Consider the following 19793-nt stretch of genomic DNA (forward strand, 5'->3'; position numbering starts at 1 on the left):
CGGTGTGGTGGCACCGGCCTCGTCGCGCCCGTCACGCGGTCAGCGACGTGGGGATGGCGTGGAACTGGCGGCGGAAGTAGACGAGCGCGCCCGCCCCGTCCTCGCCGACGAGCACCCGCTCCGCCTCGATGAACATCACGGTGTGCGAACCGCGCTCGGCGGTGCCGGTGACCCGCCCGACGACCGAGGCGGCGGAGCCCTTGAGCACCGGGACGTCGGCGAGCGTGTGGTCCCATACGTCGCCGCAGGCCGCGAAGCGTTCCTCGGCGGGGACGCCGCCCGCGAAGGCCTTGGCGACGTCGGCGTGGTCGGGGCCGAGGACGTTGACGCAGACCCGCCCGTTCTCCGTGAACAGGTCGTGGCTGCGGCTGGACTGGTTGATGCAGACGAGCATGGTGGGCGGGTCGTCGGTGACGGAGCAGGCCGCGCTCACCGTGATCCCGGCGCGACCGCGCGGCCCGTCCGTGGTGACGATGTTGACGCCTGCGGAGAGGTTCGCCATCGCGTCGCGGAACGATCGTTGGTTCGGGGTGAGTTGGTCCACCGCTGCCCTGCGTGTCACGGGAGTCATGGCTGTCACGGTAGGGCGCCGCGGGCGGCCCGCGATATCGAGAGTTCCTTCGCAGCGCCTCAGGATTTCCCCTATGCCGGGCGAGCCAATTCCCAATTGGCCGGCCCCCGCCGCTTGCCTAGCGTCGTGGGCATCGAACGACGGAGGCACGATGACGCTTGAGTTCAGTGCGGACACCGTCCACGACCTCGCCCCGCACGATCTGGTGGGCGAGGACCGCGTGGCGGGGCGCATGTACACCGATCCCCGGCTCTTCGAGCGGGAGATGACCTCGATCTTCGAACGGACCTGGGTGTGGGTCGCCCACGACAGCGAGCTGCCGAAGGCGGGCAGCTTCAAGTCGACGTACGTCGGCCGGCAGCCGGTGATCGTGACGAAGGACCGCAAGGGCAACGTCAACACCCTGCTCAACCGCTGCCGGCACCGCGGCGCGAGCCTGTGCGAGAAGCGGACGGGCCAGGCCAACGGCTTCACCTGCCCGTATCACGCCTGGTCCTACAGCCTGGACGGCACGCTGCGCGGCATCCCCTACCCCGACGGCTACGAAGGTGTCGTCGAGAAGGGCGAGTTGGGGCTGCGCAGGCTGCGTACCGAGTCGTACGGCGGCATGATCTTCGCGACGTTCGCCGAGGACGTCGAGCCGCTCGAGGACTTCCTCGGCGATGTGAAGCTGTGGATCGACCGGTTCATGAAGCAGGGCGGCGGCTACCCGGTGAAGGTGCTCGGCACCCACCAGTTCCGCTTCCGCGGCAACTGGAAGATCCAGCTGGAGAACACCACCGACGGCTACCACTTCCCGATCGTGCACCGCTCGTGGATGGCGTCCGTGGACGCGGAGACCGCGGACATGATGTCGTTCATGACCGACCCCGAGGCGGTCACCCACGACCTCGGCCACGGGCACAGTGTCATGCAGATGGTGCCCGGGCACGCGGACCTCGACGCCGACGACGGCACGGAGCCGCTCCAGCCCCGATTCGACGCGCTGGTCGCCGAGTTGACGTCTGCGGGCCTGGACGACGCGGCCGTCCGCAAGCTGGTGCGGGCCGTGCACGGCACCGGGTTCAACCTCAATCTGTTCCCGAACGTGTCGATGTCCAACTCGTTCCTGCGGGTGCTGCGCCCCCTCGGTCCCGACGAGACACTCATCGAGCACGTGGCGCTCGGGCCCGACGGACCGCCCGAGGTGGTGGACCCGGTCAACCGCGAACGGCTGCGCATCCACGAGCACTTCCAGGGCCCGTTCGGCTTCGGCACCCCCGACGACGCCGAGGGCTGGGACCGCGTGCAGCGCGGCGCGCAGGCGGCGCCCGACATGCCGATCCTCGTCAACCGCGGCCTCTCCCGCGAGACACCGAGCCCCGAGGGCTGGCCCACCGCACATGTCACCGACGAGACCGGCATGCGCGCCGCGTACGCGCAGTGGAAGGAGATGATGCGCGATGACTGACACCCTGACGACTCCCGCCGAGGGCCTGCTGGGCCTGTCCGACCCCCGGGTGCTGCGCGCCATCTCCCTCGTCTGGCACGAGGCCGACCTCCTCGACCGCAGGCTGTACGAGCAGTGGCAGGCGCTCTACGCCGACGACGCGCACTACGTGATCCCCATCGACCCGGACACCGAGGACTTCGCGGGCACCCTGAACATGGTGTACGACGACGCCCGCATGCGGCGGATGCGCGTGACCCGCATGACCGAGGGGTACGCCATCGCCGCCGTGGACGCCGCGCGCACCGTGCGGACGGTGTCCCGGTTCGTGCCCGAGGAGGTCGGCGACGCCGAGGTGACACTGCGCTCGGCGCAGGTCCTCGTCGCGTACAAGCGGGGCCGGCACGACCTGTGGGCCGCCGAGGTGACGCACCGGGTCCGGCTCTCCGGGGCGGGCGACCGGATCGCCCTGAAGGTCGTACGACTGGTGGACAGCGAGGACGCCGTGCCCGCGGCCGGGTTCCTGCTGTGAGCGTCGAGGTCCGGGTCCGCGAGGTGACCGAGGAGACGCCCGACATCCGTGCGCTGCGGCTCGTCCGGGCGGACGGCGCCGCGTTCCCCGCGTACCCGGCGGGGGCGCACATCGATGTGTGGGGCCCCACCGGCGTGCTGCGCCAGTACTCGCTGTGCGGGCCGCCGTCGGACGCGTCGTCGCTGCTCATCGCGGTGAAGCGGGAGCCGTCCTCGCGCGGTGGCTCGCTGGCCCTGCACGGGGTGCGCGAGGGCGATCGCCTGGAGATCGACGGCCCGCGCAATCTGCTGCGCCTCGCCGACGGCGCCGACCGGCACGTGCTGGTCGCGGGCGGCATCGGCATCACCCCGCTGCTGGGCATGGCGTACGAACTGCACCGCACGGGCGCGGACTTCGAGCTGCACTACTTCGCCACGAGCCGTGAACAGGCCGCGTTCGTCGACCTGTTGGAGCGGCGCGTCGAGTTCCCTGAGGCGGTGCGGCTGCACTTCGGGACGGACAGGTCCGAGCGGCCCGCGCTGCTCGCCGCCGCGGCGGCGGGGCTCACGGGCGCGTCCCACGTGTACACGTGCGGGCCGGAGGGCTTCATGCGGCAGGTCACCGGGGCCTTCGGGCCGGTGGTCGGCGCGGCGCACGTGCACATCGAGCACTTCGAGGCCGCCGAGGTGGACACGAGCGCGGACCGGGCGTTCACCGTCGAGCTGGACACCGGCGAGGTCTTCGAGGTGCCCGCCGACCGGTCGATCCTCTCCGTCCTGGAGGAGGGCGGGATCGACGTCTTCAAGTCCTGCGAGGAGGGCATCTGCGGCTCCTGCGTGTCCGGGGTCCTCGAAGGCACCCCGGACCACCGCGACAACTGCCTGTCCGCCGCGGACAAGGCGGCCGGCACGCAGCTGGCGCTGTGCGTGTCACGGGCCGCGTCGGAGCGGCTCGTCATCGAGCTGTACTGAAGGAGACACATGACCTCGACCGGGACCACGTCCCGCGCGCCGAGCGTGCTCAGAGTCGGCCTCGCCGCCGGCGTCGGCACCTCGCTGGAGTTCTACGACTTCGCGATCTACGGCACCGCCGCCGCCCTCGTGTTCGGCGAGCTGTTCTTCAAGACTGGCGACGCCTGGTTCGGCACGTTCATGAGCCTCGCGACGTTCGCGATCGGCTTCCTCATGGCGCCGCTGGGCGCCGCGCTGTTCGGCTCCCTCGGCGACCGGCGGGGCCGCAAGGTGGCGCTGCTCGCGGCGTTCGTCGCCATGGGCGCGGCCACCTTCGCCATGGGTGTGCTGCCGCCGTACGCCGCGATCGGCATCGCCGCGCCGGTCCTCCTCGTCCTGCTGCGCCTGGTGCACGGCGCGGCACGCGGCGGGGAGAACGCGGGCGCCGCGGTGTTCGCGATCGAGCACGCGCCCGACCGGCGGCGCGGGCTGTACGGCTCGTTCGTGGCGATCGGCTCGCCGGTCGGCTCGATCCTCGCCAACCTGGCGTTCGCCCTGGTGCTGCTGCTCCCGGACGACGACGTGGTGGGCTGGGGGTGGCGGATCCCGTTCCTGGTGGGCGGTCTGGTCGTGATCGTCGGCCTGTGGATCCGCAAGGGTGTCGCCGAGAGCCCGGTCTTCCAGGAGATGGCCGAGAAGGAAGGCCGCCAACTGCCCAGCCATTCGCCAGTGTTGGAGGTGCTGCGCACCAACTGGCGGCGGGTGGCCCTCACCGCGGGGGTGAACATCGGCCTCAACGCCAGCACGTTCGCGCTCGCCACCTTCATGCTCTCCTACGCCACCGCGGCCGCCCCCGAGGGCCTGGGCCTGCCCCGTCAGCCGATCGTGAACGGCAGCCTGATCGGGCTGCTCTGCCACGCCCTGCTGAACGTGGGCTCCGCCTGGCTGTCGGACCGGATCGGCCGCAAGCCCGTGATGATCGTGGGCGCGCTCGCGTCCCTGGCATCGGCCCTGACGATGTTCCATGTCACCGGGGTCGGCACGGTCGCCGCCGTCAACACGGCCGTCGTCGTCGGCTTCTCCGCCACGGGGCTGCTGTTCGGCCCCATGTACACGTACTTCGCCGAGCTGTACCCGCGCGAGCAGCGCCAGTCGGGGCTCGGGGTCGGCTTCCACGTCGGCGCGGTGCTCGGCGGCGGCATCTCCCCCATGATCGCGAACCGGATCGTCTCCGGTACGGGTGACGCCCTCAACGTCGGCTACTACCTGGCGGCGATGCTGCTGCTCACGCTGGCCTGTCTGTTCGCCCTCCCGGAGACGGCCCCGTCCCGCACCCGCCCACAGGAAGCGCCCGCAGTCCCCCAGCCCGCCACGCCAGGAGCCTGAACTCCCCCGCGCCCCAAGGAGACACACCCCATGACCACCTCCGCCGAGCAGGCCACGGCCGCCGCGTCCGGCGGCGCCGCCACCGCCGCCTTCGCCCAGAAGTCCCGCTCCGGAACCGTCAGCAGCACGGAGCGCGTCGACACGCTCGCCTCCGAACTCATCGCGGCCGTCCATGACATCGTCCGCCGCCACAAGGTCACGTACGCCGAGTACGACGCGCTGAAGGCGTGGCTGATCCAGGTCGGCGCGGACGGCGAGTGGCCGCTCTTCCTCGACGTATGGATCGAGCACGTCGTGGAGGAGGTCGCGAACGCGGCCCGCGAGGGCTCCAAGGGCACGATCGAGGGCCCGTACTACGTGCCGGACGCGCCCGAACTGCCCGCCGAGGCCACCCTTCCGATGCGCCCCGACGAGCGGGGCACGCCGCTCCTCTTCCAGGGGCAGGTGACATCGGTCGACGGCACCCCGCTGCCCGGCGCCCGCGTGGAGATGTGGCACGCCGACGACGACGGCTACTACTCCCAGTACGCCCCCGACCTGCCCGAATGGAACCTGCGCGGCACGATCGTCTCCGATGACCAAGGCCGCTTCGCCATTCACACCGTCGAACCGGCGCCGTACCGGATCCCCACCGACGGCTCCTGCGGCAGTCTGATCGCCGCGGCGGGCTGGCACGCGTGGCGCCCCGCCCACCTCCACCTCAAGGTGTCGGCGCCGGGCCACCAACTCGTCACCACACAGCTGTACTTCGAGGGCGGCAGCCACATCGAGGACGACATCGCGCAGGCCGTGAAGCCGGAACTGGTCCTGTCCCCGACCGGGGCCACGAACGGCACAGGGCACGACGTCACGTACGACTTCGTGCTCGCCCCGGCCTGAAGCCCCTGCCTCGGCGTCTTCGACGTCACTCGATGTCACGCCACCGGCGGAGCGCCCGTCGGACATACTGCGCGAGTGACGTCTCCACTCCCCGCAGGCCTGACGCTCTGCCACGACCTGACTCCGGCCGCCTGGGTCCGCGCCGCGCTGCCGGACTTCGCGGCCGGCATGATCGGCTCGCTGCTGCCCGCCGGGTACGAGCGGTACGTGCGGGTGCTGCATCCGGCCGGGGACGAGGAGGACGCGGACGACGGGCCGGGCGAGGGGACGTTGCCAGGTCCGCTGGCCGCCCCCTTGGCGTCGGTCCTGGCAGGCTGCACGAGCACGCCGGACGACTGTCGCTTCGGGGTCTGGGAGGGATGCGGCTACTTCGACGAGGGCGCGGTGACGGCCCTGCTCGCCGGCGGGGCAGGCCGGGCGTCCTGGCGGGCGCGACCGGTCGTCGACATCACGGGCGCGCCGCGCCTCGAACTCCCCCACCGCGGCTACGCCGTGTTCCGCGGCCCGGTCGGCTCGGTGACCGCGCTGGCCATGGCGGTCGCGGGCGAGGTCGGGGAGGGCGCCGACGTGGACAACGCCCTCGTGCCCGACCTGTGGTGGCCCGCCGACCGCGCCTGGTTCGTGCACGGGGACACCGATCTCACGGCGACGTGGATCGCCTGCTCCGCCGCGGCGGCGGAGCAGGTTCTCGCACATCCGGACCTCGATGCGGTGCTGATGGATCCGGCCTCGCCCGTGCTGCCCTGACGGTCAGTGCGCCAGTGCGCCCATCGGGTCCCAGGCGGGCAGGACGACCGGGGGCTCGTCGAGGGCGGCGGAGAGCTCCGGCGGGAGCGCGGAGCGGCGGACCGCGACCTCGAAGACGTGCTCGCCGAACCACGAGTCGTTCATGGTCCAGAACCCCTTGTCGGCCTTCTCCTCGCCCCAGCTGTTCTCGACCCGCCAGCGGCGCGGCGCACCGTCGACCACGTCGACGCCGGTGAAGAGCATCGCGTGGGTCATCTGGGTCTCGTGGTGGAGGAGCCGGTCCGCCTTGTCGAGCTCGAAGGGCGTGTCGTAGACGGCCTCGTAGTCGAAGAGTTCGGCGTCCCAGATACCGAGGTCGGCGCGCATCTGCTGGGCGACGTCGCAGCCGAACCAGACCGGCTCGCCGCCGACGATCGCCTCCATGGTGAGGCGCTTGAGCAGATCGATGTCCGCGTTGAGGTAGACCACGGGCGGGGCCTCGACGATGTTGCCCAGGTGCTCGACCGTGAACGTCCGGCCGGCCGGGCTCGACTCGCGCGGGTCGTGCACGAGGCACACGTACTCGTCGAGGGGTATCTGCACGTACGCCTCGGCGAACTCGACGGGGGTCAGCCAGCCGTCGCGGTGGAAGTCCTGGTCGCTGTCGCGCCACTGCCACAGGAACTGCTGCGGCGGCGTGCCGAGATGGATGCTGAGGACGCGGTGGACGGCGCCGAGCACCTCGGCCTTGCGGGCGCGCTGCGCGTCGACGCCCTCGGCCGCCGCCCGGCGCAGATCGCGGGCACCCTGCCGGAGCAGGCTCATGAGGGCCCGGTTCATCGGCCCGGTCGCGGACGAGCTGTCGGTCTCCGGCATCGCCGACTTGGGTACGAGGCCGTGCTTGGCGACCAGCGCCACGAACATGTTCCACTGCCCGCCGTCGCTGATCGGGTCGCCGAGCAGGTGCGCCACCGTACGGTCGTCGACGTCGCGGTCGGACGTGTCGATGACGCTCTCCAGGAAGTGGTTCGCGCGCTCGAACTTGTCCCACCACAGCACGTAGTTCTGGGAGAACTCGAAGTCCTTCACGCCGAGCTTGCGCGCCGCGCCGACCCGCAGCAGGTTGAGGCCGGCGAACATCCAGCAGCGGCCGCTGCGCTTCTGGTTGGTGACCTTCCAGTCGTCCAGGTGGTTCGAGACCGAGTGGTCGATGGCCGTGACGATCCGCCGGTCCAGGGCGATGTCGTCCACCGTCGTCTGCGTCACGGCGTTCTGCATCAGCCGGTTCGCGGGGCGGGCCGCGAACTCCTTCTCGTAGAACTCGAGCTGTGCCGGGCCGAGGCTGCGCTCGCCGTCGGCCGGGGCGTCGGTGGGCTGCGTGGGGTGAGCTTGTCCGAGCGTCACAGTATCCGTATCCAGTTCTCGATCGGCCCGTGATCGCGCGGGGCCTGGGCTGGTAGAGGAGGCAACGCAATTCACCGTCGCACGGCCGTTCTAGCTCAGTCAACGCACTTGTCGTCGGCCTCGCCCGACGCTCCGGCCGAAGCGGTTCAGCCCTCCATGTCCTGCGGATACCAGCGCAGTTCGACGGTGTTGCCGTCCGGGTCCTTCACGTACACGGACTGCGCCGACCCCCGCGCGCCCCAGCGCGGCACCGGCCCCTCCAGGACGTCGAACTCTCCGGAGTCGACGACCTCCTGCCAGTCCAGGGGGTCGACGACGAGACAGAAGTGGTCGACGTTGGACTCGACCCGCTCCGCGGCGAACAGGTCGATGACCGTGCTCGGGTCGATCCGCACGGACGGGAACGGCACCTTCCCGTCCCGCCACTCGGCCACCCGCTCGGGCGCGAGGCCGAGGCGGCCGGTGTAGAACGCGAGCGACTTCTCCACGTCGGCCACGTTCAGCACGATGTGGTCGAGAGCTTTGACACGCATGGGTCCGTTCCCCGTCTCTGTCGGTCGTCCGCTGCCGGCCCGCCCGGTTCGGCAGCGGCGCGGCGGCGGGGCCACTGCCCGCCCCGGCCATTCTCCGCGATCCGGCGCGGCGTTCACAGCCCGAACGCGACCGACCGTAAATGTACGTACACCTTGCGCCAGAATCCCAGCAGTCACTTGTACGTCAAGCGGAGAACGCCCTAGCGTAGATGTACGTACATTATCGGGAGGGGTTCTCTTGGTGACCAAGCAGCACCACCGGACGGTGATCGTGGGCGGCGGGTCGGCCGGCGTGTCGGTCGCGGCGCGGCTGCGGCGCGCGGGTGAGCGGGACGTGGCGGTCCTGGACCCGAGCGAGCGGCACTACTACCAGCCGCTGTGGACGCTGGTCGGCGGCGGCCGGGCGCCGCTGAAGGAGAGCGTGCGGCCCCAGAAGTCCGTGCTTCCGAAGGGGGTCCGGTGGATCCGGCGCGCCGCCGTCGCCGTCGACCCGGAGGCCCAGGAGATGACGCTGGACGACGGCGGTGTCGTGCACTACGACCACCTCGTGGTCTGCGCCGGCATCCAGCTGGACTGGGGCGGCGTGCCAGGGCTGGAGGCCGGGCTCGGCCAGGACGGGCTCTCCAGCAACTACCTGCCGCACACCGCGCCCGCGACCTGGCGCTTCATCCGTGACACCCGCGCGGGCAGCGCCGTGTTCAGCATGCCGAGCGGAGCCATCAAGTGCGGCGGCGCCCCACAGAAGATCGCCTACCTCGCCGCCGACCACTGGCGCCGGGAGGGTGTCCTCGGCCGGATGGACATCCACCTGGTGATCCCCACGGACACCATCTTCGGCGTCCCGGAGTTCGCCCGCGTCCTGGAGGGCGTCGCCCGCCGGTACGGCATCCACGTGCACTACGGCAGCGAGGTCACCGAGGTCCGCCCCGAGGCCCGCGAGATCCTCGTCACCCACCTCGGCACGGGGCAGAGGTCCACCCTGCCGTACGACATGGCGCACCTCGTGCCGCCGCAGAGCGCACCGGACTGGATCAAGCGCAGTCCGCTCGCGGATCCGGCCAATCCGGCCGGTTACGTCGAGATCGACAGGCACACGATGCGGCACGTCCGGTACCCCAACATCTGGGCCCTCGGCGACGCCGGTTCGTCACCGAACTCCAAGACCGGCGCGGCGGTGCGCAAGCAGGCGCCCGTGGTCGTCGCGAACCTGCTCGCGACGATGCACGGCCAGGAGCCGCTGTCCGTCTACAACGGCTACTCCTCGTGCCCGCTGACCACGGCCCGGAACAAGATGCTGCTCGCGGAGTTCGACTACAGCGGGCGGCCCGCCCCGTCGATCCCGCTGATCGACACGGTCCGCGAGCGCACCGACATGTGGTACCTGAAGCGGCACGGACTGCCGTTCCTGTACTGGAACCTCATGCTGCGCGGGCTCGCGTGACCCGCACACCGCCCGCGAGCAGCTTCACCACCCTGGAGTCCGTCATGACCCACGAACCCGTCACCCACGACGGCACCGGACCGCTGATATTCCGTCAGTTCTACCTCGACTGCCTCTCGCACGCCTCGTACCTCGTCGGCGACCGCACCACGGGCCGCGCCGTCGTGGTCGACCCGCAGCGCGACGTCAACGAGTACCTCGCCACCGCGGCACACCACGGCCTCACCGTCGAGCGGGTCGTCGAGACACATGTGCACGCCGACTTCCTCTCCGGCCACCTGGAGCTGGCCGAGCGCACCGGCGCCCGCATCTCCTACGGCGCCGCCGCCGACGTCGACTTCGCCACCGACCCCCTCGCCGACGGCCGGCACCTCGGCCTCGGGGAGGTCGACCTGGAGATCCTGCACACACCGGGACACACCCTGGAGTCGATCTGTGTCGTCGTGCGCGAGCACACGGACGACCCCGTCCCGTACGGGGTCCTCACCGGTGACACCCTGTTCATCGGCGACGTGGGCCGCCCCGATCTGCTCAGCGCCCGCGGCCGGTCCGCCGAGGAGATGGCCCGCGCGCTCTACCGCTCCACCCGCGAACGCCTGCTCACCCTGCCCGACGAGACCCGCGTGTTCCCGGCGCACGGGGCCGGTTCGGCCTGCGGCAAGAACCTGTCGGCGGAGCTGAGTTGCACCATCGGCACCCAGCGCCGCACCAACTACGCCCTCGCCGACATGGCCGAGGACGCGTTCGTCGAGGTCGTGACCTCCGGCCAGCCCGCGGCGCCCGCCTACTTCCCGTTCACGTCCGCACGCAACCGGGAGTCCCGCCCCGTGCTCGACGAGGACGCCCCCGTGCCGGCCCTCACCCCGGACGCCGTGCGGCAGGCCGTCGCGGGCGGCGCGACCGTGCTCGACACCCGGGCCCCGGACCCGTACGCAGCCGCCCATCTGCCCGGATCGGTCAACGTCCCGCTCGGCGGCCGGTTCGCGGAACTCTGCGGCGAGGTGCTCGCGGCCGGGGCCGACCTCGTCCTGTGCGGCGACCCCGACACCGCGCGCGAGGCCCGCAACCGCCTCGCCCGCATCGGCTACGACCGGGTCCTCGGGGTCCTGCCCGCCGACACACTGCCTGCGGAGCACCTGACGTCGGTGCCGCGCGTGGAGGCGGACGCCCTCGCCGAACGCCTGACCCCGCGCACCGGGGCGTTCACCGTGCTGGACGTACGCGGCCCCGGCGAGATCCACGACACCGGCACCGTCCCCGGTGCACACACCGTCCCTCTGCCCGAACTGGTGTCACGGATGGGCGAGTTGGCCGCGAGCCGCCCTCTCGTCGTGGTGTGCGCGAGCGGCAACCGGTCGTCCGTCGCCGCCTCCGTGCTGCGCGCCCGCGGGTTCGACGCGGACGATCTGCGCGGTGGCTTCGCCGCATGGCACGGCCCGGTCGAGCACCGGGCCGACGGGGGCGGCGTCCCCGCGTGAACGTCCTGATCCTCGCCGTGCTCTGCGGCGCCGTCGTCGGCCTTGCCCTGGGCGGGCTCGGCGGCGGCGGTGGCGTGCTCGCGGTCCCGGCGCTCGTCTACCTGCTCGGTGTCTCCCCCGCCGACGCGGGCACCACAAGCCTCCTCATCGTCACCGCCACCTCCGCCACCGCTCTCGCCCGCCACGCGGGCACCGGAACCGTCCGCTGGCGGACCGGCGCGCTGTTCGCCGCGGTCGGCGTGGTGCCCACCGTCGCGGCGTCGATGCTCGCGCACCGCCTCCCGCAGAATCTGCTGACCGGGGCGTTCGCGGTACTGGCCGGGGTGGCCGCGGCGGTGATGCTGCGGGGCACGCGCGTCCGTGGTGGCACGGCACCGGCGGGATCGGGGACCGCCCCACCGACGGCGGGGGCCGCCCCCGATCCCGTGCAGGTACGGGTACAGGAAGCACAGAAGACAGTCACCAGCACTGAGGGCGACCGGGCCGGTCCGCTGCGGACCGCCGGGGCCGGGGCCGGGCTCGGCGCGGTGACCGGGCTGCTGGGGGTGGGCGGCGGCTTCCTCGCCGTGCCCACCCTGGTGTCCGTGCTGCGGCTGCCCATGCGGGCGGCCGTCGGCACCAGCCTCGTCGTCACCCTCCTCAACTCGCTCGTCTCGCTCACCACACGCCTGACGACCGAGGGCAGCACGGTCGACCCCGCGGTGCTCGGCCCCTTCGTCGGGGCCGCCGTCCTCGGGGCGTGGGACGGCAAGCGGCTGGCGGCCAAGCTGTCGGGGGCGGCGTTGCGGCGCACGTTCGCGGTGCTGCTGCTCGCCACGGCGGCGTTCATGCTGGTGGACGCCTTCGTATGAGGGCGGCCCGAGGTTTGCGCAGGCCCCGCGAATCGACGACCATGCATCCCGTGCCCACCAGCAGCTCGCAGTCCGGCCCCCGCCCGCTCACCCGGTCCAAGGGCAAGCCGCTGTGGTCGCAGCTCCGCGCCGACCTGTTGCGACGCCTGGAGGACGGGGAGTTCCGCGACGTCTTCCCCGGCGAGCACGACCTCGTGGCCGAGTACCGGGTCAGCCGGCACACGGTCCGCGAGGCACTGCGCACGCTGCGCGCGGAGGGCCTGGTCACGGCGCAGCGGGGCAGGGTGTCCCGGTTCGCGGCGAGCCGGCCGCTGGAGCAGAAGGTCGGCGAGGCGTACAGCCTGTTCCGCTCCGTCGAGGAGGTCGGCGCGGTGCAGCGCAGCGTGGTGCGCCGGCTCGACCGGCGTGCCGACGGTGTCATCGCCGCCCGCCTCGGCCTGGAGGAGTCCACGCCCCTCATCCACCTCGAGCGGCTCCGTCTCGCCGACGGGGAGCCGCTCGCCGTCGACCGTGTCTGGCTCCCCGCGGACATCGCCCATCCGCTGCTGTCCGTCGACTTCACGCACACCTCGCTCTACGACGAGCTGGAGCGCCACTGCCGTACGCACATCAGCGGCGGCTGGGAGCGCATCCGCGCCGTCGTACCGACCCGCGCGGAGCGCACACTCCTGTCCTGCCCCGAGTCCACGGCACTGTTCGCGATCGACCGCCTCGGCCACGACACCGCGCGCCGCCAGGTCGAATGGCGCCAGACCCTGGTCCGCGCGGACCGCTTCGCCGTGTCCGCCGCATTCTCCACGGACGACGGCTACCGCATCGGGGCTCCGGTACCCACACCGTGACTCGCCGCGTGCCGCCGGATCACTTGCGGCCGGCCCGCCGTACCGACCGTGGCCGGTACTCCACCACCGTCAGCGCCAACGACACGTACCGCTCCACCAGTTCGTCCGGTGTCACCTCGCCGTCGGGGCGGTACCACTGGGCGATCGCGTTGCACATGGCGATGACAGCGCGGCGGGCGTCGTCGGGGTGCGGGGTGAGGAAGACGCCTTCGGCGACGCCGCGTTCGATGACCTCGCGGAACTGTTGGGTGCCGCGTTCCTCGTTCTTGCGGTAGCGGGCGAGGTGTTCGGGTTCCAGGCTGCGGCCCTCGGTGAGCACGATGCTGCTCTTGACCGGGTGCTCGATACGGAACTGCACCGTCGCGGTGACGAGGGCCTCCAACTGCTCCGCGGGGTCGTCGCCGGCCTCTTCGAGGGCGGTTCCGCAGGCGCCGAAGTAGGCGTCGAGGCCCTCTTCGAGGATGGCGACGAGCAGTTCCTGCTTGCCCTTGTAGTAGTAGTACAGCGCGGACAGGCTGACCCCGGCGCGCCCCGCGATGTCGCGGATCGAGGTGGCGCCGTAGCCCTGCTCGGAGAACTCTTCGCGGGCGGCCTCGATGATGGCCTTGTGACCTGCGGGTCGAGTGGACACGATGCTCCGATCTGCTGGGCCCCTCCGTCCGTCCCGTGACTGAACATTCGTCCAGTCGGCGGCGGCGCCGTCATCGTATCCCCGTGTGCGGCGGCCCATGCCGCTCGGCGGCCCGCCCCCCGTGCGGGCCGCCGAGCGGAGTTCCCGGTGTCAGTCGGTGATCTCGATGTGTCCGTTCGACGATTCGGCGCCGGCCGGCTCCGCGGTCTTCGGAGCGGGCACCCCCGCGCTCTTGCCGCCGGTGATGTTCTTCAGCATCGCGGCGAGGTCGACTCCCGTGGTGGAGTTGAGGAGTTCCACGCCCTGGGCGACGTTGTCGGCGACCGTACGGGACAGCTGGCTCGCGCCGTCCGTGGAGATCACGGTCATCTTGTCGACGGCGCCCAGCGGTTCGGACGCCTTGGCGACGACCTGCGGCAGCACCTCGACGAGCATCTGCAGCACCGCCGCGTCGCCGTACTGCGCGAACGCGTCCGCCTTCTTCTGCATGGCCTCGGCCTCGGCGGCACCCTTCGCGCCGATCGCCGCCGCCTCGGACTCGCCCTCGAGGCGGACCGCGTCCGCGAGCGCGGCACGGTGCGCCTTCTCGCCCTCGCCGGTGAGGCGGGAGCGCTCGGCGTCCGCCTCGGCCTGCTTGACGAGGCCGATCCTGCGGGCCTCGGCTTCCTGCTCGGCCTGGTAGCGGGCGGCGTCGGCGGGCTTGCGGACCTTCGTGTCCAGCTCGCGGTCGGTCAGGGCCGCCTGGCGCTCGGCGACCTTCTCCTGCTCGGTCAGCACTTCCTGCTGCCGGGCGGCGTCGGCCAGCGGGCCCGCCGCGTTCGCCTGGGCGGCGGCCTGGTCGGTCTCCGCCTTGATCTCGGCCTGCTTCAGCGCGAACGTCCGCTGCGCGATGGCGATCTCTTCCTCGGCCTTCAGCCGCGCCTGCTCGGAGGCGCGGCGCGCGACGGCCTCGGCGATGTCGGCCTCCTGCTTGGCGCGGGCGGCCTCGGGACGGCCGAGGTCCTCCAGGTAGGAGCCCTCGGTGGTGATGTCCTGGATCTGGAAGGCGTCCAGGACCAGGCCCTGCCCGGACAGCGACGCCTCCGCCTCCTCGGCGACCTGACCGGCGAACGCGGCCCGGTCCCGGATGACGTCCTCGACCGACATGCGGCCGACGATGGAGCGCAGCGCGCCGGACAGGACTTCCTGGGTGAAGCCGACGATGCCGTCCTGCTGCATCAGGAAGCGCTGGGCGGCGGCGCGGATCGAGTCCTCGGTGCCGCCCACCTTGACGATCGCGACGCCCTCGAGGTTCGACTTCACGCCGCGCAGGGTGACCGCGCCGCGCACGGCGACCGGGATGTGCCGCGAGGACAGTTCGAGGGTGAACTTCTGCTGCACGAACGGGACGACGAAGACACCGCCGCCGACCACGACCTTCTGGCCGCTGTTGTCGGTGACGACGAGTCCGGTCTCCGGGTCGGTGGACTTCTTGCCGCGCCGCCCGGTGACGATGAACGCCTCGCTGGGTCCGGCGACCTTGTAGCGGGTGATGACGACGAGCGCCAGCAGGACCAGGAGTACGACGACTCCGGCCACGGCGATGGTGACAGGGCTCATGATGGTTTCCCCCTCTGCCTCCCGGGGGTGGCAGTCGGTTGTGGGAGCGCGGGCGACGGGCGGCCGCCGCGCTCGCGGTCGTTCGGGCAAAGCGGTGCTCGACGGTCGAGCGGCGCTCTACGGTCGGGCAGGTGGTCAACGGTCCGATGGTCTACGGTCCGGCGGTGGTCGGCGGTCGGGCGGGTCGTCAGCGGTCGACGGCGCGGACCTCGACCGAGGTCGGCGACAGGATGTCCGCCACCCACACCTCGGTGCCACGGCCGACGGCCGTCGCGCTCTTCGCCGAGAACTTCGTCGGCTGGCCCGCGAGCCGCAGCAGCACCTCGCCGTATCCGTCGACCGGGATGGCGGTGACCACGGTGCCGGCGCTGCCGACCAGGTCGTCGCCACGAGGCGTCACCGTGGTCTGGTCCCGCATCAGCGCACGGGTCAGCTTCCACGTCAGCCAGCCGGCACCGACACCCGCCCCCGCGCCGACGACGGTGGCGGGACCCGCACCGAGGCCGGTGGTGCCGAGCACGATCGCGCCGCCGAATCCGAGCATCGACACGAAGCCCGCGATCACGGGCAGCGACAGCAGGCCGTCGAACACCCCGTCCAGGGCCCCGAACCCGCCGAAAAGCCCCTCCAGCACCCCGTCGAGCAGCAGGGACGCCACGAGCAGCACCACACCCGCGATGCCGAGGCCGAGAAACAATGTCATGTCACTGGCCTCCCTGGCTCCCCTGTTCCGCGTGCTGCCCGAATGTTGTCATGGGCAACCACCTGACGTACCTTCCGGATCCCGGCAGTCTTTACGCGATTTTGATGCCTGCTTGCGCATACGTTAAACAGTGCGGGGAGAGCACGGCACGGCGATGGGGGTGGGCATGGCGGCGCAGCAGGGCGTCCCCGACGAGTATCTGGACGGGTACGTGCGGACGGTGGCCGACGCCGCAGCCACGGGACGCCGGCTGAACCGGGACGAACTCGACGCGCGCCGCGTGCTGGGCGAGCGCGCCGCGGAGGCCGGACTCGGGCTGCGCGCCCTGGTCGCCGCCCACCTCGCGTGTACGCACACCGGCAACATCGGCACCAGGGTGACGGTCGACGCGGTCGTCTCCGCGGGCGCCCAGGCCATCGACGCGTTCGCCGAGGGCTACGAGCGGGCGCAGCGGCAGACGATGCGCCGGGAGGAAGCGGCGCGCCGCGAGTTCATCGACGACCTGCTCTACGGCCGCAGCGACCTGGGCAAGCTCGGCGAGCGCGCCGAACGCTTCGGGCTGCGCCTGTCCGGCGAACACGCGATAGCGGTGGCCCGGGGCGACGGCGCGTACGAGGAGGGCGACACCGTCGCGCGCGAGATCGAGCGCGCGGTGATCGCCCGCTTCGGCAACCGGAACATCCTGCTGACCACGAAGGAGGGGCGGCTCGTCTGCATCGCCCCCGGCGACCAGAGCGAGGTCCTCACCTACTTCGCCAAGCAGGCCTACGCCGCCGCGGACGGCGGCGGCCAGGTCGCGATCGGCCGCCCGCAGTCGGGCCCCGGCGGCGTCGTCCAGTCGTACGAGGAGGCGCTGGGCGCGCTCGATCTGGCCACGCGCCTCGGCCTCGACACCCCGGTGCTGCGCTCGGCAGACCTCCTCGTCTACCCGGTCCTCACCCGCGACCGGCAGGCCATGACGGATCTGGTCCACAACACGCTGGGGCCGCTGCACCAGGCGCGGGGCGGCGCCCAGCCCCTGATCGACACGCTCATGGCGTACTTCGACGCCGGCTGTGTGGCGGCCGAGGCGGCGCGGCAACTGTCGCTGAGCGTGCGCGCCCTCACGTACCGCCTGGCCCGCATCCACCAGCTCACCGGCATCGACCCGGCGGTCCCGGCCGACCGCTACACGCTGCAGACCGCGGTGATCGGTGCCCGCCTCCTCGACTGGCCGGCGGGCACCTCCTGACACGACGCACGTGTCGGCGCGCGTGTCAGTGCCCGTGTCACTGCACGTGTCACTGCACGTCAGCGCATGTCAGTGCCTCAGCCGCTCGTTCATCAGGATCAGGGCCCCCAGGCCGTGCAGGTCGTTGGTCCTGCGGGGGCGGTCGTAGTAGAACTCCAGGTCTCCGACGTTGGTTCCGACGCAGATGTCGTGCACGTCGACCCGGCCGTCGCCGGCGTCCGTCACCTTCGCAAGCACGCCTTCCAGACCGCGGCGGGCCGCCCGCTCGTACGGCGCCCCGCGGACGTAGCCCCGCCGCACCGCCTCGGTCAGCATCAGGGTGTACATGGCGGAGGCGGAGGTCTCGGTCCAGTTCCGCTCGTCGTCGCCGCGGTCGACGACCTGGAACCAGCGGCCGGTGGCGGGGTCCTGGTGGCGGACGAAGCCGCGGGCCAGGTGGCGTACGTTCTCGACGAGTCGGGGGCGGCTCGGATGGTCCGGCGGCAGGAGTTCCAGGGCTTCGATGTGGGTCATGGCCGTCCAGCCGATGGCCCGGCCCCAGAAGAATCCGGAAGTGCCGGTGACCGGATCGGGGTGCCACGGGGCGTCCCCGTCGGCGTCGAACGCGTGGTACAGCAGGCCGTTGTCGGCCTTCTGGTGGGTGAAGTAGGTGGTGAGGTTGCGGGCGGCCTCGTCGAAGGCGTACCGCTCGTCGCCGTACGCGAGACCGTGGCGGAGCAGGAACGGCTGGGCCATGAAGACGCCGTCCGCCCACAGCTCGTTGGTCTTCCCGGTGCCGTGCCACATGGCACCGTCGGCCATGCGCGGGTAGGTGGTGAAGCGCTGCCTGATGGTGTCGGCAGCGGTGCGGTAGCGCGGGTCGCCCGTCTCCTGGTGCAGCGCGAGCAGGAGATTGCCGGGCTGCATCGAGTCCAGGGTGTCGAAGGCGTTGTCGATGTGGCCGTCGGCGTCGACGAAGCGGTCCACCCACCCTTGGATGTAGTCGAGATAGGACGGATCCCCCAGCCGCTGGTAGACGCGGTGGACGCCGAGCAGGAACAGTCCCTGCGGATAGCCCCAGGCTCCGAAGTCCGCCGGGTCGGGAGTGCGGGCCAGCGTGCTGTCCACGACCGCCCGTGACAGATCGTCGGGAAGCGCGGCGGGTCCTGCGGTTGCCGCGGTGGCGCTCGTACGGTCGAGGAACAGGGAGGCTGTCAGGCCGAGACCGCTCGCGACGGCCGTTCTGCGCGTGATCACGGAGTCTCCTTGTCGTGTCGGAACATCACTCGAAGAACTTCAGGCCCCATCCGGTGTCGGTCTCCGCGCCGGGAACATTGGCCCGCCGATAGGTGGTGTCGCCCCACCAGGCGAACGAGCCGGTGTACCACTGCCGGTTCGACCACGAGTACGGCGTCCCCTTGGCCACCGCGTGGAACATGAAGGGGAACTTCTTCCCGGCCGGCGGACTGGTGTTGATGTCGCCGTCGCGCAGGACGAAGGTGTGATGGCCCGGGCCGTCGACGTTCAGCGTCGGGTCCCAGCCCGACATCATCGTCTCGCGGTGGGAGCCGAAGACACAGCCGTTCGACTTGTACCAGTCCCATACGTACGTGGGGTCCCCGCCGGCCCGCAGCCGCAGATCGGCGAGGCAGTACTGGTCGCTCCAGCTGCCGTTGGCGGAGTAGACGATGTGCAGCTGCCCGTTGGGATCCTTGACGGCCTCGGGGGCCTCGTTGATGTACGGGTCGCCGACCACGCGCTCCCAGCTCTCGCGCGGCTGCGAGATGACGGACCGCTTGCCCGCCGGCGTGGTCGGGTCGCTCATGCGGGCGATGTAGAGGTTCTGCTCGACGTTGGTGTCACCGGCCCAGCCGGACCAGACGAACCAGCGCTGCCCCTGGAAGGTGAACAGGGTGCCGTCGATGGCCCACTTGTCGTCCGGCAGCGCCAGCTTCTTCTCCGCCGTGTAGCCGCTGTCGGGGCTCGCGGAGCTGATGACGTACATGCGGTGGGCGGCGCTGCGGCCGGCCGCGAAGTAGATGTAGTAGCGGCCGCCGTCACGGACGATCTCCGGGGCCCAGACCTCGCCGAGGTCGCCGGTGTCCGACCACACCTTCTTCGCGGGCGCGGACGCGAGCCCCTCGGGCGACGAGGCCTGCCGTACGAGGATGCCGCCGTCGGCCGACTTGACGGCGATGTAGGTGTCGCCGACGCGCAGCACGCTGGGATCGGCGCCCTTGAGGCCGATCGCGCCGCGCGTCCCGTTCCCTTCGGCTCGCAGGTCGGAGGCCCCCTGCGCATGGGCGGTCATGGACAACGGCGCGGCGAACGGCACGGCGAGCGCGCCCGTCAGCGCCAGGGCGCCGAACCAAGCGGAGCGTCTGAAGCGTTTCATGAACACTTTCCTTCCAGCCTCGCGGAGCACGATTACATCGTTGGAAGTACGCCGCCACAGGCTCCCGAAGGCTTCCTGGCAAGTCAATACCACCGTCGGACAGCACCCGCACGAAGCGGCATGCTTCAACGTTTACCGTGCAGGGCCTGAAAGGAGTCGGACGCGGAGAAGGCGCGGCTCCCCCGACACCTCCCCCGCGCCCTTCCTCCTCACCGGTACGGGAAACAGTGCGGGAGGATGTTCCCCGGTGGAAC

19 protein-coding genes are annotated in these 19793 nt (G+C 71.5%); 11 read left to right on the plus strand and 8 right to left on the minus strand.

From position 1 onward, the window contains the following. Window positions 1–31: 31 nt before the first annotated feature. Window positions 32–571, minus strand: coding sequence for a flavin reductase (locus ACY34M_RS32275; protein WP_462721932.1), 540 nt, complete (start codon window positions 569–571; stop codon window positions 32–34). A 151-nt stretch (window positions 572–722) separates the two neighbouring features. Here ACY34M_RS32275 and ACY34M_RS32280 point away from each other — a divergent pair, with 151 nt between their 5' ends. From ACY34M_RS32280 to ACY34M_RS32305, 6 genes are all read left to right on the plus strand, one after another. Beyond that, a complete protein-coding gene (locus ACY34M_RS32280) occupies window positions 723–2021 on the plus strand; it encodes an aromatic ring-hydroxylating oxygenase subunit alpha (protein WP_462721931.1) in 1299 nt (432 codons plus the stop codon). Further along, on the plus strand, window positions 2014–2532 hold the full coding sequence (locus ACY34M_RS32285; protein WP_462721930.1) for an aromatic-ring-hydroxylating dioxygenase subunit beta: 519 nt from the start codon (window positions 2014–2016) through the stop codon (window positions 2530–2532). Before ACY34M_RS32280 ends, ACY34M_RS32285 begins: the two co-directional genes overlap by 8 nt. Further along, window positions 2529–3482: a PDR/VanB family oxidoreductase gene (locus ACY34M_RS32290; protein ID WP_462721929.1), complete on the plus strand. Its 954-nt coding sequence runs from the start codon at window positions 2529–2531 to the stop codon at window positions 3480–3482. The genes ACY34M_RS32285 and ACY34M_RS32290 overlap by 4 nt, the downstream gene beginning before the upstream one ends. A gap of 9 nt (window positions 3483–3491) precedes the next feature. Beyond that, on the plus strand, window positions 3492–4847 hold the full coding sequence (locus tag ACY34M_RS32295; protein WP_462721928.1) for an MFS transporter: 1356 nt from the start codon (window positions 3492–3494) through the stop codon (window positions 4845–4847). Window positions 4848–4877: 30 nt separating this feature from the next. Next, on the plus strand, window positions 4878–5726 hold the full coding sequence (gene catA / locus ACY34M_RS32300) for a catechol 1,2-dioxygenase (protein WP_462721927.1): 849 nt from the start codon (window positions 4878–4880) through the stop codon (window positions 5724–5726). 75 nt (window positions 5727–5801) lie between these two features. Continuing rightward, on the plus strand, window positions 5802–6473 hold the full coding sequence (locus tag ACY34M_RS32305; RefSeq protein WP_462721926.1) for a hypothetical protein: 672 nt from the start codon (window positions 5802–5804) through the stop codon (window positions 6471–6473). Window positions 6474–6476: 3 nt separating this feature from the next. Here the strand turns inward: ACY34M_RS32305 and ACY34M_RS32310 are convergent, their stop codons facing one another. Next, a complete protein-coding gene (locus tag ACY34M_RS32310; protein ID WP_462721925.1) occupies window positions 6477–7856 on the minus strand; it encodes a C1 family peptidase in 1380 nt (459 codons plus the stop codon). A gap of 146 nt (window positions 7857–8002) precedes the next feature. Then, on the minus strand, window positions 8003–8389 hold the full coding sequence (locus ACY34M_RS32315; RefSeq protein WP_462721924.1) for a VOC family protein: 387 nt from the start codon (window positions 8387–8389) through the stop codon (window positions 8003–8005). A gap of 238 nt (window positions 8390–8627) precedes the next feature. Here ACY34M_RS32315 and ACY34M_RS32320 point away from each other — a divergent pair, with 238 nt between their 5' ends. The 4 genes from ACY34M_RS32320 to ACY34M_RS32335 are packed head-to-tail and all read left to right on the plus strand — an operon-like array spanning window position 8628 to window position 13001. Further along, window positions 8628–9830 carry an NAD(P)/FAD-dependent oxidoreductase gene (locus ACY34M_RS32320; RefSeq protein WP_462721923.1) on the plus strand — a complete coding sequence of 401 codons (1203 nt, stop codon included), beginning with the start codon at window positions 8628–8630 and terminating at the stop codon, window positions 9828–9830. A 44-nt stretch (window positions 9831–9874) separates the two neighbouring features. Beyond that, window positions 9875–11308, plus strand: a complete 1434-nt coding sequence (locus ACY34M_RS32325) for an MBL fold metallo-hydrolase (RefSeq protein ID WP_462721922.1) — start codon at window positions 9875–9877, stop codon at window positions 11306–11308. Next, on the plus strand, window positions 11305–12159 hold the full coding sequence (locus ACY34M_RS32330) for a sulfite exporter TauE/SafE family protein (protein ID WP_462721921.1): 855 nt from the start codon (window positions 11305–11307) through the stop codon (window positions 12157–12159). Before ACY34M_RS32325 ends, ACY34M_RS32330 begins: the two co-directional genes overlap by 4 nt. Before the next feature lie 41 nt (window positions 12160–12200). Beyond that, the gene (locus ACY34M_RS32335; protein WP_462721920.1) at window positions 12201–13001 is read left to right on the plus strand and encodes a GntR family transcriptional regulator; all 801 of its coding nucleotides are present in this window, start codon (window positions 12201–12203) and stop codon (window positions 12999–13001) included. A 19-nt stretch (window positions 13002–13020) separates the two neighbouring features. Here ACY34M_RS32335 and ACY34M_RS32340 read toward each other — a convergent pair whose 3' ends face one another. From ACY34M_RS32340 to ACY34M_RS32350, 3 genes are all read right to left on the minus strand, one after another. Then, window positions 13021–13632: a TetR/AcrR family transcriptional regulator gene (locus tag ACY34M_RS32340; protein ID WP_462721919.1), complete on the minus strand. Its 612-nt coding sequence runs from the start codon at window positions 13630–13632 to the stop codon at window positions 13021–13023. A gap of 150 nt (window positions 13633–13782) precedes the next feature. After that, window positions 13783–15231, minus strand: a complete 1449-nt coding sequence (locus ACY34M_RS32345) for a flotillin family protein (protein WP_462721918.1) — start codon at window positions 15229–15231, stop codon at window positions 13783–13785. Window positions 15232–15418: 187 nt separating this feature from the next. Continuing rightward, window positions 15419–15934, minus strand: a complete 516-nt coding sequence (locus ACY34M_RS32350) for a hypothetical protein (protein ID WP_462721917.1) — start codon at window positions 15932–15934, stop codon at window positions 15419–15421. Window positions 15935–16100: 166 nt separating this feature from the next. Here ACY34M_RS32350 and ACY34M_RS32355 point away from each other — a divergent pair, with 166 nt between their 5' ends. Continuing rightward, window positions 16101–17165 (plus strand): PucR family transcriptional regulator, encoded by a 1065-nt coding sequence (locus ACY34M_RS32355; RefSeq protein WP_462721916.1) that lies wholly within the window; start codon window positions 16101–16103, stop codon window positions 17163–17165. Window positions 17166–17234: 69 nt separating this feature from the next. Here ACY34M_RS32355 and ACY34M_RS32360 read toward each other — a convergent pair whose 3' ends face one another. Further along, the gene (locus ACY34M_RS32360; RefSeq protein WP_462721915.1) at window positions 17235–18401 is read right to left on the minus strand and encodes a glycoside hydrolase family 88/105 protein; all 1167 of its coding nucleotides are present in this window, start codon (window positions 18399–18401) and stop codon (window positions 17235–17237) included. A gap of 25 nt (window positions 18402–18426) precedes the next feature. Beyond that, a complete protein-coding gene (locus ACY34M_RS32365) occupies window positions 18427–19539 on the minus strand; it encodes a glycoside hydrolase family 43 protein (protein WP_462721914.1) in 1113 nt (370 codons plus the stop codon). Window positions 19540–19793 lie beyond the last annotated feature (254 nt).

Source organism: Streptomyces sp. EDA2-14 (genome assembly GCF_054963755.1).

Coding starts and splice junctions, on each gene's coding strand:
- ACY34M_RS32285 (WP_462721930.1), top strand. CDS start 2,014: ATGACTGACACCCTGACGACTCCCGCCGAGGGCCTGCTGGGCCTGTCC.
- ACY34M_RS32295 (WP_462721928.1), top strand. CDS start 3,492: ATGACCTCGACCGGGACCACGTCCCGCGCGCCGAGCGTGCTCAGAGTC.
- ACY34M_RS32355 (WP_462721916.1), top strand. CDS start 16,101: ATGGCGGCGCAGCAGGGCGTCCCCGACGAGTATCTGGACGGGTACGTG.
- ACY34M_RS32275 (WP_462721932.1), bottom strand. CDS start 571: ATGACTCCCGTGACACGCAGGGCAGCGGTGGACCAACTCACCCCGAAC.
- ACY34M_RS32280 (WP_462721931.1), top strand. CDS start 723: ATGACGCTTGAGTTCAGTGCGGACACCGTCCACGACCTCGCCCCGCAC.
- ACY34M_RS32365 (WP_462721914.1), bottom strand. CDS start 19,539: ATGAAACGCTTCAGACGCTCCGCTTGGTTCGGCGCCCTGGCGCTGACG.
- ACY34M_RS32325 (WP_462721922.1), top strand. CDS start 9,875: ATGACCCACGAACCCGTCACCCACGACGGCACCGGACCGCTGATATTC.
- ACY34M_RS32335 (WP_462721920.1), top strand. CDS start 12,201: ATGCATCCCGTGCCCACCAGCAGCTCGCAGTCCGGCCCCCGCCCGCTC.
- catA (WP_462721927.1), top strand. CDS start 4,878: ATGACCACCTCCGCCGAGCAGGCCACGGCCGCCGCGTCCGGCGGCGCC.
- ACY34M_RS32345 (WP_462721918.1), bottom strand. CDS start 15,231: ATGAGCCCTGTCACCATCGCCGTGGCCGGAGTCGTCGTACTCCTGGTC.
- ACY34M_RS32315 (WP_462721924.1), bottom strand. CDS start 8,389: ATGCGTGTCAAAGCTCTCGACCACATCGTGCTGAACGTGGCCGACGTG.
- ACY34M_RS32350 (WP_462721917.1), bottom strand. CDS start 15,934: ATGACATTGTTTCTCGGCCTCGGCATCGCGGGTGTGGTGCTGCTCGTG.